The organism is Pseudolabrys sp., assembly GCF_035943735.1.
GTDB lineage: Bacteria > Pseudomonadota > Alphaproteobacteria > Rhizobiales > Xanthobacteraceae > Pseudolabrys.
The window spans coordinates 186,200-198,749 of record NZ_DASZBV010000017.1 but is presented as its reverse complement, the minus strand read 5'-3'; the positions used below and the strand labels follow the sequence as shown (position 1 = coordinate 198,749).

Annotated in this window: 11 protein-coding genes; 4 read left to right on the top strand and 7 right to left on the bottom strand. The window is 66.9% G+C overall.

Translation table 11 applies throughout. The features are described 5' to 3' along the window. Window positions 1–3 precede the first annotated feature (3 nt). Together VGV41_RS12090 and VGV41_RS12085 are read right to left on the bottom strand one after the other, a co-directional pair. Window positions 4–1,149 carry an ABC transporter permease gene (locus VGV41_RS12090; RefSeq protein WP_326864085.1) on the bottom strand — a complete coding sequence of 382 codons (1,146 nt, stop codon included), beginning with the start codon at window positions 1,147–1,149 and terminating at the stop codon, window positions 4–6. Beyond that, on the bottom strand, window positions 1,146–2,519 hold the full coding sequence (locus VGV41_RS12085; protein WP_326864084.1) for an efflux RND transporter periplasmic adaptor subunit: 1,374 nt from the start codon (window positions 2,517–2,519) through the stop codon (window positions 1,146–1,148). Before VGV41_RS12085 ends, VGV41_RS12090 begins: the two co-directional genes overlap by 4 nt. 63 nt (window positions 2,520–2,582) lie before the next feature. Between VGV41_RS12085 and VGV41_RS12080 the strand changes: the two genes are divergently transcribed. Next, window positions 2,583–5,012, top strand: a complete 2,430-nt coding sequence (locus VGV41_RS12080) for a PAS domain S-box protein (protein WP_326864083.1) — start codon at window positions 2,583–2,585, stop codon at window positions 5,010–5,012. A gap of 15 nt (window positions 5,013–5,027) precedes the next feature. On the opposite strand, the gene VGV41_RS12075 is transcribed toward VGV41_RS12080, so the two are convergent. Then, on the bottom strand, window positions 5,028–5,516 hold the full coding sequence (locus VGV41_RS12075) for an AraC family transcriptional regulator (RefSeq protein ID WP_326864082.1): 489 nt from the start codon (window positions 5,514–5,516) through the stop codon (window positions 5,028–5,030). 263 nt (window positions 5,517–5,779) lie between these two features. Here VGV41_RS12075 and VGV41_RS12070 point away from each other — a divergent pair, with 263 nt between their 5' ends. Continuing rightward, a complete protein-coding gene (locus tag VGV41_RS12070) occupies window positions 5,780–6,019 on the top strand; it encodes a hypothetical protein (RefSeq protein WP_326864081.1) in 240 nt (79 codons plus the stop codon). 74 nt (window positions 6,020–6,093) lie between these two features. On the opposite strand, the gene VGV41_RS12065 is transcribed toward VGV41_RS12070, so the two are convergent. From VGV41_RS12065 to VGV41_RS12055, 3 genes are all read right to left on the bottom strand, one after another. Then, the gene (locus VGV41_RS12065; protein ID WP_326864080.1) at window positions 6,094–7,707 is read right to left on the bottom strand and encodes an MDR family MFS transporter; all 1,614 of its coding nucleotides are present in this window, start codon (window positions 7,705–7,707) and stop codon (window positions 6,094–6,096) included. A 196-nt stretch (window positions 7,708–7,903) separates the two neighbouring features. Continuing rightward, on the bottom strand, window positions 7,904–8,509 hold the full coding sequence (locus VGV41_RS12060; protein WP_326864079.1) for a TetR family transcriptional regulator: 606 nt from the start codon (window positions 8,507–8,509) through the stop codon (window positions 7,904–7,906). Window positions 8,510–8,772: 263 nt separating this feature from the next. Continuing rightward, window positions 8,773–8,895: a hypothetical protein gene (locus tag VGV41_RS12055; RefSeq protein ID WP_326864078.1), complete on the bottom strand. Its 123-nt coding sequence runs from the start codon at window positions 8,893–8,895 to the stop codon at window positions 8,773–8,775. Between the two features lie 206 nt (window positions 8,896–9,101). Between VGV41_RS12055 and VGV41_RS12050 the strand changes: the two genes are divergently transcribed. After that, a complete protein-coding gene (locus VGV41_RS12050; protein WP_326864077.1) occupies window positions 9,102–9,464 on the top strand; it encodes a hypothetical protein in 363 nt (120 codons plus the stop codon). Window positions 9,465–9,493: 29 nt separating this feature from the next. Here VGV41_RS12050 and VGV41_RS12045 read toward each other — a convergent pair whose 3' ends face one another. Next, window positions 9,494–10,033, bottom strand: a complete 540-nt coding sequence (locus tag VGV41_RS12045; RefSeq protein WP_326864076.1) for a YcgN family cysteine cluster protein — start codon at window positions 10,031–10,033, stop codon at window positions 9,494–9,496. 235 nt (window positions 10,034–10,268) lie between these two features. Here VGV41_RS12045 and VGV41_RS12040 point away from each other — a divergent pair, with 235 nt between their 5' ends. Next, the gene (locus VGV41_RS12040; RefSeq protein ID WP_326864075.1) at window positions 10,269–12,506 is read left to right on the top strand and encodes a penicillin-binding protein 1A; all 2,238 of its coding nucleotides are present in this window, start codon (window positions 10,269–10,271) and stop codon (window positions 12,504–12,506) included. Window positions 12,507–12,550: the final 44 nt, after the last annotated feature.

The following is a 12,550-nucleotide window of genomic DNA, read 5'->3' as shown; positions in this document are numbered from 1 at the left end:
GCGCTACCCCGACGAGGCCAGCGCTTCGGCCGGGTCCACCTTCAGCGCGAGGCGGATGCCCATCGTGCTGGCGGCCAAACAGATGCCGATGGTGATGAAGAACACGATGGCGACGCTCTCGGGATCAAGCACCAGCCGCCGCGGGAAATAAGGCATGAAGACGAGCACGAGAGCGAGCCCGACGAGATAGCCGAAGATGCCCATCGACAGCGCCTGCTGCACGATGAGACCGATGATGGTGCGATCAGGCGCGCCGACGAACTTGAGCGTGGCGATCGAGCGCACCTTGTCCATGGTCAGCGTGTAGACGATCAGCGCGATGATCACCGCCGAGACGATCACCAAGAGCACCATGATCAGTCCCTGCTGCTTGCGCGCGCGCTCAATCACGAACTTGCTGAGCAGCGTCTCCTGCTGATCCTGCGTCAGCGCCGTAAGGTGCTTCCAGCGCGACAGCGCCGCGGCCACCTCGTCGACCTTCACGTTGGGCGTGACCTTGGCGATGATGGCGTTGACCTGGTCGTTGGTCTCGCCGACGCCGCCGCGCGCCTGCTCGCGCCGCGAGGCCGGCGGCGCCAGCTCGAACTGCAGCGTCTGCGCGTCGCGCAGGGTAATATAGCCGACCGGGTCGCCGGCCGAGGTGACCTCGTTCTGCATTAAACCGACCACCGTAAACCGGTGCCCGCGCGTGCCGAGCGGCACCTCTTGCCCGAGTTTCAGCCCGGTCGACCGGTCGGCGATCATTTCGTAGTGACCGCGCAGGATCTCGCGCCCGGCGGCGAGGCGGCGCGGCCCACCCGGCCGCCCCGGCTCGTAGCCGATGAGATACATGCGCAGCGGATGGCCGTTCACATCGGTCTGCACCGACTGATAGGTGACCGAGCCCGCGCGCGCGACGCCGTAAACGCGGCTGACCAGTTCGCGCGTATCGCCCGGGATGCGCGAGGCTTCCGCGAAGGGCCCGTTGGTGCCGGCTTCGACCACCCACAGATCGGCGTTGGCCGCGCGCGCCTGTTTGAGCGCATCGTCGATCAGCCCGCCATAGACGCCGGTGATCATGATGACGATGCCGAGCAAGAGGCTCAGCCCGAAATTGGTCAGCACGAAACGTAAGAGATTGTGCTTGATGTCGCGATAGGCGAGATTCATTTGGCCGACCCATCCGCAATCTTGGCGGAGCGGCCGACCCGCATGCCACCGCCCCGCTCGGTGACGACGGAAGCACCCGCCGGCACACCACCGGTGATCTCGAAACGTCCATCGAGCAGCCGGTGCCCGAGTGTCACGACATGCTGTTGCAGGGCGCCGTTCTCGACCGTCCAGACCGTACCCTGGTTCCTGCCAAGCCCGATAATCGCCGCCTCCGGCACCAGCACGGCTTGCGGCAGACGCACTGTGGTGATGTAGACCTCGGCCTGTTCGCCCAGATTGAAGTTCGCCGGAATGGCGTCGAACGCAATTTCAACCCGGCGCTCTTCATTGACGCGGTCGCTCTCCGGCTCGATGCGCGCGACGCGACCGGTAACGCGCTGGCCGGCTCGCGAACGCAGCACGATCTCCGCCAACTCGCCGACCTTGATCTCGCCGGCCTTGCTCTCGTCGATGAAGGCCAGCACCCACACCGTCTTCGGATCGATCAGCGTAAACACTGGCTCGCCGGCGCCGAGCGCCGAACCGAGTTCCTTCAGCCGCGCCGTCACCATGGCATCGTAGGGCGCCGCCAGCGTGTGGAAATCGAGTGTGGCCGTTTCCTGCTGCCATTGTGCCTTGGCGTCACCGATCGCCGCGCGGGCTACCGCCACATCGCTGGTGGCGAGGCTCACGTCGGCGGCGGCGGCGTCCTGCGCGGTCCTGGCAGTCTCCGCGGTTTCCACCGAGGTGGTCGCGCTTTGCACCAGCTTCTGTCGGCGCTCGTTGATGGTCTTGGCATTGGCAAAGTTGGCCCCGGCCTTTTGCACGTTCGCCAAAGCGCGCTGGAGATTGGCTTCGGCTTGTTGGCTCGCCGCCTGGGCGCGTGCGACCCGCGCGCTCTGCTCCCGGTCATCGAGGTGCGCGAGCACTGCGCCCTTCGGCACCCGGTCGCCAACATCGGCGCCCAAGTCGACCAGCACGCCGGCGACCTTGAAGCCCACTTTCGAAGCGACCCGCGCCTCGACCGTTCCAAGCCCGAAGACCTGAACAGGAACATCACGAACGACTGGCGCGACCTTTACGGTTACGGGTCGCAGGAAGGCGCCCCACACACCCACCGCCAAAACCGCAATGACCGCGACGAGAGCCCCTGTGCCAATAAGACGTTTCAAGGTGCCCCCCTCGGACAGTCGATGTCTGGAATGCTTGATAATAGTCGCCGAGCGGCCGACCTTGACTTGCGTCAATAACGCGATCGCAGCGAATTTTATGACCTGCCAGCCCGATGGCGCCCGTCCGCCGACACCGATGGGTTCAGCCCGCGCTCGTGGTCTTCCTCGCGACGGGCCGCTCGATAGACCAGCAGCCAGGTTGAATTCCGCGGTCATCGCTCGACGGAACTCTTTAGCCTATCGTACGTTACGGGTAGTTGCGGCGAGCGGGATTGCGGGATGCGCCAAGGGCGCGGCGAGACAACTGAATCGTTGTCGGTGGCTCTTGCGCCATCGGGCGAAATGCGCGGCCGCATCGCCGTGTTCGACTGGGCGGCGACGCCGCTCGGCGTGCGAGGGGCGTGGCCGGCCAGCCTCAAACTGGTCGTCGATCTCATGCTCGCGTCGGGCTTTCCGATGGCCGTCCGCTGGGGTCCCGACTTCATCACGCTTTACAATGACGCGTATGCGCCAGTGCTCGGCGAGCGCCACCCGCGGGCGCTCGGGCGACCGGCGTGCGAGGTCTGGCCGGAACTATGGCACGACCTCGGCCCCCTCACTGAATCGATCCTGCGCGGCGAACGTCCCGGCTTCTTTGCCGAAGATCATCCCTGGCTGATCCAGCGCTACGGCGTTCCGGAAGAGGCCTATTTCACCATCAGCTACAGCCCCATCGCCGACGCGAGCGCCCCGGCCGGTGTCGGCGGGGTACTGGTCACCGTATTCGAAACCACGGTGCGGGTACGCAAGGAAGAAGTGCTGCGGCATCTCACCGACCGGCTCGAGAGCGAGGTCGCGCAGCGGACACGCGAGCGCGACCGCATCTGGCAGGTATCCCAGGACTTGCTCGGCGTCTCCACGTTCGAAGGCTACCTGCTCAGCGTCAATCCAGCTTGGACCGCGCTGCTCGGCTGGAGCGAAGCCGAACTCACCGCCATGCATATCAGCAAGCTGCGCCATCCCGACGATTCCGCCGCCGTCGAGGCCTGTCGCGCGCAACTTGCGGGCGGGCGGCAGACCGCGCGACTCGAGACCCGGCTCCGCCATCGTGACGGCTCATGGTGCTGGATCGACTGGACCATGACGGTCGACGACAAGCTCATTTATATCGCCGGCCGTCACCTCACGCAGGAGAAGGAGGCCCGCGAGGCCCTGCGCGCGAGCGAGCAGCAATTCCGCTCGCTGGTCGCCGGCGTCACCGACTACGCGATCTTCATGCTCGACCCGAACGGCATTGTTGCGAGCTGGAACACGGGCGCCGAGCGCATCAAGGGCTATCGCGCGTCGGAGATCATCGGTCGTCATTTCTCGCAGTTTTACACCGAGGAAGACCGCGCACTCAAAATCCCCGATCGCGCACTCGCCGTTGCCGCCGAGACAGGAAAATTCGAGGCTGAGGGCCGGCGCGTCCGCAAGGACGGTTCGATCTTCTGGGCGAACGTCGTCATCGACGCGATCCACGACGACGACGGCAAACTGGTCGGCTTCGCCAAGATCACCCGCGACGTCACCGAGCGGCGCGAGGCGCAGGCGGCGTTGGAACGCACGCAACAGCTGCTGGCGCAGGCGCAGAAGCTGGAGGCGCTCGGGCAGCTGACCGGCGGCGTGGCGCACGACTTCAACAATCTGCTGATGGTCGTCAGTGGCCAGGCGCAGACCCTGATGCGCCGCATCTCCGATCCCAAACATATCCGTGCACTCGAGGCCATCCAGGCGGCAGCCGCGCGCGGCGAGAACCTGACCCGGCAACTGCTCACCTTCGGACGCCGGCAACCGCTCAATCCGCGTAGCGTCAATCCAGCGGAGACGGTCGACGCCTTCCATGACGTGCTGGCGAGCTCGACGGGCGGCCACGTCGACCTGTGCGTCGACATGCCGTCCACCCTGTGGCCGATCGCGATCGACATCTCCGAGTTCGAGTTGGCGCTGGTCAATCTGGTGGTCAATGCGCGCGACGCCATGCCCAAGGGCGGCGTCGTCACCGTCTCAGGCGCCAACCGCACGCTGACCGGCACCGAAACGGCCGAGCGGCTCGCGGGCGATTACGTGGCCCTCACCGTCACCGACACCGGCACCGGCATCGCGCCGGAAATCCTGGGCAAGATCTTCGAACCCTTCTTCACCACCAAGGGGCCCACCAAGGGAACCGGCCTCGGTCTGTCACAGGCCTACGGTTTTGTGCAGCAGTCCGGCGGGTTACTGAGCGTGGCGAGCGAGGTCGGCCGTGGCACCACCGTGACGATGTATCTGCCGCGCACGACCGTACCGGTCGCGCCGTCGGTGCCGACGCCGAGCACGTCCGACCATCGCGGACACGGCGAGACGATCCTGTTGGTCGAAGACAATCCGGATGTGCAGACGGTGGCGATCACGCTGCTCGAGCAACTCAACTACCGCACCGTCGCCGTCGACACCGGACGCGACGCACTCGAACTGCTCTCTTCGGGCAGGCCGTTCGATCTCGTGTTCACCGACGTGATGCTGCCAGGCGATATCGACGGCCTACAACTCGCCGAGGCCGTGCGCCGTGATTATCCCGGCCTGCCGGTGCTGCTGACGAGCGGCTATGCGCGGGCGCTCACCCGCCAGCACGGTTTCCCGATCCTGCGCAAGCCGTATCAGCTCGCGGCGCTCGCCGAAGCGACGCGCGCGGCGCTCGCCCGCGACTGACGGTGTGCACTGCCCTCATGGCCGCTCCCGGCGATAGCGCATCGGCGACACGCCGGTGACACGGCGGAATGTCGCCGAGAACGAGCTGGATTCGGCGAAGCCGAGATTGCGCGCGATCGCCGTCACCGAATGTGCGCGCTCGTCGAGCAGCTCCTTGGCGCGCGCGATGCGCCGGCCGACATGGTAGCGATGCGGCGGCACGCCGAAGCTCTGCTTGAAGGCGCGCGCGAAATGAAACTGGCTCAAGCCCACGAGCTGCGCCAGCGCCGTCAACCGCAGCGGCTCGCCGAGGTGCGCGTCGATGTAGTTGCCCACCCGCTTTTGCTGCCAGCCGGTAAGACCGCCACGGCTGTTGCCGCGCGTGACAGAGATGACCTCTGTGTCCAATTCCCGCCATAGCGCGCCGCCGCGCTCGACGATTGTGGATGTTTCGATGGTGACGCGGACATCGTCCGCAGCGTGTCGAGGCAGCGAGCCGCCGAAAGAAAATTCAGTGCGTCGCATTCAAAGGTCCTGTGCTGGACCTCGCTTGAACCGTCGCCTCCCCGAATCCCGATCTGGTAATGCCGGGCTGCGCGAGATATCGCGCCGCCCGCGATGCCGTGCAATTCAACGAAGTGTGAAGGTGGCATGACACGCGTGCATGCGTGCCCTGCGCGCGTCCTCCACGCAGGAAACAGCAATTTCGGACAAGCGGCGCCTGCGGTGCGCACCCATGTCAGCCGTCGCGCGGGGCGAAGCCCGCGCATGACGAATGGAGACACACAATGAAGAAGCTCGTTCTTGCCGCCGCTCTGGCCACGCTTGTCGCCACGCCGGCGCTCGCCCAGTATCAGTACTCGACTGCGCCGCGCCATGTCGGCATGGATCGCCTCGCCGGCATCCGCGCGCAGGCGCTGCCGTCGGTCGGCAGCAACACCGTGATCGTGGACGGCCAATATGCCGGCGCCGATCCGGATCCGAACGTGCGCCTGCAGTTGCAGCGCGACTTCCCCGACAACCACTGAAGCGGCGCGCGAGCGCCGAACGACAAACCCCGGCCGCAGGGCCGGGGTTTTAATTTCGAGCGAGGCGCTGCCGCTCAGTGCACGATCGACAGTCCTTCCTCCGGGATCGGCGTCGCCGGACCCGACGGCGCGGTGGCGCCTTCCGACGGCGGCGACGGGCCCTTGAGCGGCCGCTCTTCCATCGCGATCATCAGCGCGAGACCCGCGGCCAGCACCAACGCGCAGGCAATGAACACGTAACGGAATGCCACGGCCAGGCTCGCCCCGGAGGCGGATTTCGCCAGCGTCTCGACCGCGGTGCCGGCGCCGCCGCCGAGATGGCCGAGCACGATGACGCCGAGCGCCGCAACGATCAGCGCCGAGAACAGCGCGCGGAAGAAGTTGGCCGCGCCGGTGGCGATGCCCATTTGCGAGCGCACGACCGCGTTCTGCATGCACACGGTGGAGATCGGGAACACGGTGCCGAGCCCCGAGCCGATGATGAACAGCAACGTCAGCAACAGCCAGATCGGCAGCGTCGCCGGCCACACCGCCAGCACGCCGCAGGCCAGGATCGCCGTCACGAGCCCGATCACCGGCACGCGCTTGTAGTGCACCATGTGCATCATCAGCCGGCCGCAGATCGTCGACCACAGCACCGAGGCGCCCATCAGCGGGATCAACGCCACGCCCGACTCGCCGGCCGAGAGATGCAGCACCGTCTCGAAGTAGAGCGGCACGTAGATGGTCATGCCGACGAGCACGCCCATGTTGCAGGCGCCGGCCATCGCCGCGTTGCGCACCACCGGATTGCCGAGCACGGTGAGCGGCAGGAACGGCTCCTCGGCGCGCATCAGCCGCCAGGCGAACAGCAGCCACAACGCCAGCGACGCCGCGAACAAGCCGAGGATCGGCGCCGACAGCCAGGGATAATCGTGGCCGCCCCACGACAGCGCGAGCAAAAGCGCCACCGCCGCCAGCATCATCAGCACGGCGCCGATGACGTCGATGCGATGCTTGCGCGCGTGATGCGGCACCAGCTTGAGCGTGCGCGCCGTCATCGCCAGCGCGGCGAGCCCGAGCGGCAAATTGATCCAGAAGATCAGCGACCAGTCGAGCTTCTCGGTCAGGAAGCCGCCGAGCACCGGGCCGCCGACCGAGGAGCAGGCGAACACCGCGCCGATGTAACCCTGATAGCGGCCGCGCTCGCGCGGCGAGATGACGTCGGCGATGATGGTCTGCGACAGCGCCATCAGGCCGCCGCCGCCGAGGCCCTGCAATCCGCGGCCGAGGATGAGCGCGGTCATCGACGGCGCCAGCGCGCAGGCGATCGAGCCGGCGACGAACAAGCCGATCGCCGCCATCATCATGCCGCGGCGGCCGTGAACGTCGGACAGCTTGCCGTAGAGCGGCGTCACCGTCGTCGCGGTGAGCAGATAGGCGGTCACCACCCAGGACAATTCGGCGAGATTGCCGAAATGCACGCCGATGGTCGGCAGCGCGGTCGCGACGATGGTCTGGTCGAGCGCGCCGAGGAACATCGCCAGCATGATGCCGAAGATGATGGTGCGGATCTCGGCATGGGCGAGCGCGCGCGGCTCCGCCTCGGTGTGCGCCGCCGGATGCGCGCGGCCATGCGCATGCGCCGCGGCGTGCGGCGTGTGCGCGGCGTGAGGCGCATCGTGAGCTGTGGGCGCGGGCGACGACATAAACGTGACGGTATCCGAATTGGAGGAGCGAGCCGGAGGAACGGCTCAATGCCGCAACCGTTCCCGCATTGCAATAACGACGAGCGGGACGCGGCTATGCAGCGGATCACGCCGGCAACGCGCCGCCCGTGTCCAGCCTCATGACGGCATGGAACACGCGGATGTGACCGGCGCTTGCGGCGTGCGGGCCGCCGCGTCACGGCCGTTCGACAGCCTCGATCCCGAGGTCTTCCCGATCGACAAACCGGTGCCAGTTCTCCACCGCAGTCTCGATGAGGCGCACATGAAGGCGCTCAATCCGGTCATCGAGCGGCCCCCGGCCGCGCCCGGCGCGGTCGCTCTTGAAGCGGCTGTACTCCGCGCAGGCGAGGCTGACGTTCTCGATGATGCGCAGGTGCTTCTGGAGCTGGGCTTCGGCGTCGGCTTTGGCCTGGGCCAGTCTGGCGGCGCGCGCCGCGTCGGCGCTCGCCCGCACGGCGGCGGCGCGGCCAACCGGATCGAGCGCCTTGATGCCCTGCGCGAACGGCTGGCCGACGTCCTCGCGGCGGATGAAGCGGCCGCCGGCGCCCTGGCCCGGCGCGAACTGCTCGGCGCGCGCATGATGTTTCTCTTGCGCCTCGCTCCAGCGCCGCCGCCCCGGCCGCGCCGGCGGACGCGAGCCGTCCGGCATCCAGGCGTAGCGCGGCGCCCAGTTGTTCTTGCGCGCGTATTTATAAAGCGTGCGTTCGGACACGCCGGCGCGGCGCGCGATCTCGCGCACCGGCACGGCCGAGCCCTCGTACAGCGCCCGCACCTGAGCCATGAGGTCTTGCTTCTCCCCTCCCCACCCGGGCCGCGCTTGCGCGCGCCCGGGCGCAGGCTCTTGTGGGAAGGGGTTGGGGGTGGGGGTCGCGGTGCCGGAGGCTGGCGCTGCCTCCCCGTCCATCTCCCGATAGAAACGCTGCGCCGCTGCGCGCTCGGACCTGCGGGGCGTCATGGGGGCATCCTGATTGGGTTGTGGAGGATGCCGGAAGGATAGCGGAGGAAGGTCAGCGCGTCAAGGACTTTTATCTCGATTATAGGCCTTCATTCAGCCGGATGATGACGCTCCGCGTGCCGCTCCAGAAGCCGGGTCAGCACAACTGCCGAAGCCGCCACCAGTGGGATCGCGATCATCGGCCAGAGCAGCGCAAATTGTTCGAATGTCATTCGCGCAGTCTCCCGAGAAGTCTCCATGCCGCGACATGTATGGACACACCGAACACCAGGCAACCCACCAGCACGGTTGTCACAAAACCGCGGTTGAACTGCAGGCTCGACAAACCATACAGCACGGCTATGCCACCCGCCTCGGCCATGTGTCGACCCGGGACGGCAAGACATTCGAGCTCAAACGCGCTGCGTAGAGGGACGCCATGCCGACGCGCCAGTTCGCCAATCTGTCGATTATCCAGTTGGAGAAGCTTTTTGATGAGAAGCGCGACAAGCTCGAGACCCTGAAATCGATCTTGGCCGAGCTTGGCCACCGCAAGGTTCCGCGGGCGCACGACCTCAAACGGCGAATCACTCAAGCGTTGTCCGTCGGCGGCTATGAGCCGAAGGTCGTGAAGATATTGAACCCGATATCGCCGGAGGACTTCCGGTTCTCAGCCGAATATTTCCTGAAGGGTCAGAAAGATTGGACGCTCGATGAGCGAACGGAGGGCGCAGCGCTCGCCCGGCATCTCGTGAATTTAGCAAGCTTGATGGAGAAGCGGCTGGCGACGACGAAAGGTTGAGGGCGACCTTCTTCGCCTCCCCCTCGCCCTTACTTCCCCTTGCCCGCCACCTTGCCCCTCGCCCGCTCTTGTCCCAACGGCGTCGCACTGCCCCGCGCCCCCTTCGGCCACTTCCCCGGCCACGCCACGATGTACTCCTCGAGCTTCTCGTCCGGCACGTCCGCTTCGCTGGCGGTGACGCGGCCGCGCACCGAGACGCCGGCTTTGTGCACCGTCTCGGGATCGCCGGAGACCAGCGGGTGCCACCAGGCGAGGTCCTGGCCGTTGGCGACCAGCCGGTAGCCGCAGGTCGGCGGCAGCCAGGTGAGCCGGCGCACGTTGCGCCAGGTCAGCCGCACGCAGTCGGGCACCTGCTTCTGCCGGTGCGTGTAGTCCTTGCAGCGGCAGGTGTCGCCGTCGAGCAGCACGCAGCCGACGTCGGTGAACACCGTCTCGTGGGTGTCGTCGTCGAGCAGCTTGTTGAGGCAGCAGCGGCCGCAGCCGTCGCACAGGCTCTCCCACTCCGCGTCGGTCATCTCGGAGAACTTCTTGCGCTTCCAGAAGGGGGTGTCGGCGGTCTCGTCTGCCATGGCCGCCTTGTGCCGGGATGCGGCGGGTTAGGCAACCTTTTGGTCCGTCATTCCGAGGCGCAGCCTTTCGGCCGCGAGCCCGGAATGACGAAAAAGGGGCGTATTTCCCGTTCACCTTGGGAACAGGTGCGGCCCCTGCGGCATTCCCGCCGGCCCCCGCCTGCGCTACATTAGGCCCGGCCCCGGCGCGAGCCCGCCGGCCGCGGCCTAACCCACTGACCGGACGATTAAACCCGTGCGCGACCTGTTTCCCGAGGACTGGCGGCCGAATCTGCGAAGGCTGTTCCTCGGCCTCGATTCGCGGGTCGATTCCGGACTGTTCCGCAGCTTCGCCGGCCTGCGCGAGAGCTACGAGCGCTTCTCCACCTTCATGGACCGCTTCCACGTCGCCGGCTGGCGGCGCTGGCTGGTCGAATTCATCGGCGAAGGCGCCACGCTCGGCACCGCCGGCCTCATCGTCATGCTGGCGCTCGCCATCCCCGCCTTCCGCATGACCTCGGACGACGACTGGCTGAAGAAGTCGGAACTGTCCGTCACCTTCCTCGACCGCTACGGCAACGTCATCGGCCAGCGCGGCGTGCGCCACAACGACTCGGTGCCGCTCGACCAGATGCCCGACCACCTGATCAAGGCGGTGCTGGCGACCGAGGACCGGCGCTTCTACGAGCATTTCGGCGTCGACATCACCGGCACGTTCCGCGCGCTGGCCACCAATGCGCGCGCCGGCGGCGTCGTGCAGGGCGGCTCGACGCTGACGCAGCAGCTCGCCAAGAACCTGTTCTTGTCGAACGAGCGCACGCTCGACCGCAAGATCAAGGAGGCGTTCCTGGCGCTGTGGCTGGAGTCGCGGCTGACCAAGAACGAGATTTTGAAGCTCTACCTCGACCGCGCCTATATGGGCGGCGGCGCCTTCGGCGTCGACGCGGCGGCGCAGTACTACTTCAACAAGTCGGCGCGCGACGTCGATCTGGCCGAGGCGGCGATGCTCGCCGGCCTGTTCAAGGCGCCGACCAAGTTCTCGCCCAACGTCAATCTGCCGGCGGCGCGCGCCCGCGCCAACGTCGTGCTGGATAATCTGGTCGATACCGGATTCATGACCGAGGGACAGGTGTTCGGCGCCCGCCGCCACCCCGCCACCCCCGTCGATCGACGCGACGATCACGCGCCGAACTACTATCTCGACTACGCCTTCGACGACATGAAGAAGCTGGTCGAGACGTTCCCCAAATCGATGACCGAGCGCGTGTTCGTCGTGCGCACCGCGCTGGACATGAATCTGCAGCGCGCGGCGGATGCAGCCGTGGAAAATGCGCTGCGGCAGTTTGGCGATCAATACAACGCGCATCAGGCCGATGCGGTGCTGATGGACACCGACGGCTCGGTGCGCGCGATGGTCGGCGGCCGCGATTACGGCGCCAGCCAGTTCAACCGCGCCACCGACGCGATGCGCCAGCCGGGCTCGTCGTTCAAGCCCTACGTCTATGCCACCGCGCTCGAGCACGGGCTCAAGCCGACGTCGATCGTCGTCGACTCGCCGGTGTGTCTCGGCAACTGGTGCCCGCACAATTACGGCGGCGGCTTCCGCGGCGCGATGCCGCTGATCACTGCGCTCACGCATTCGATCAACACCATCGCCGTCAAGCTGTCGATCATCGTCGGCGACGGCAACGCCAAGCTCGGCCGCTCCCGCATCATCAAGACAGCGCGCGACATGGGCATCACCACGCCGCTGCCCGATACGCCGTCGCTACCGATCGGCGCCGACGCCGTAAACCTGCTCGAGCACGTCGGCGCCTACGCCACCTTCCCCAATCTCGGCATGAAGATTGCGCCCCACGCCATCCTCGAAGTGCGCACCGGCGACGGCAAGGTGGTCTGGCGCTACGACCGCGACGGGCCGAAGCCCAAGCGCGTGCTGCCCGAGCACGTGGCGCTCGACATGATCAAGATGATGAACTCGGTTGTCGAGAACGGCACCGGCCGCCGCGCGCGCCTCGACGGCATCGCCGCCGCCGGCAAGACCGGCACCACCAACATGTCGCGCGACGCGTGGTTCATGGGCTACACCGGCAACTTCGTCTGCGGCCTCTGGTTCGGCAACGACGACTACGAGCCGATGAACCGCATGACCGGCGGCGCCCTGCCGGCGATGGCCTGGCACGACATCATGACCTACGCGCATCAGGGCATCGAGATCAAACCGCTGCCCGGCATTCCTGCGCCGCCGGCGCGGCCGGACATGATCGCGAGCGCGAAATCCAAGACGGCGGAAGCGCCGCCGCCACGCCCGCGCATGCTGACCAGGCGCGGCGCCGAGGTTCTCGTGCGCGTCGAACACATGATGGACGACGCCGCCAAGGCGCTCGGACCGCTGCCGACCGTCGCCAGCGAGGTCAAACGCGAGGCCACGCTGCCGGGCCGTGGCGACGCCCTCACCGATGCGCTTGAGGGGCGGGCCTTTGTCCGCAACTGAATTAGCCGCGCGCCCTGCTCCGGCGTAGTCTCCTCACCACGAAT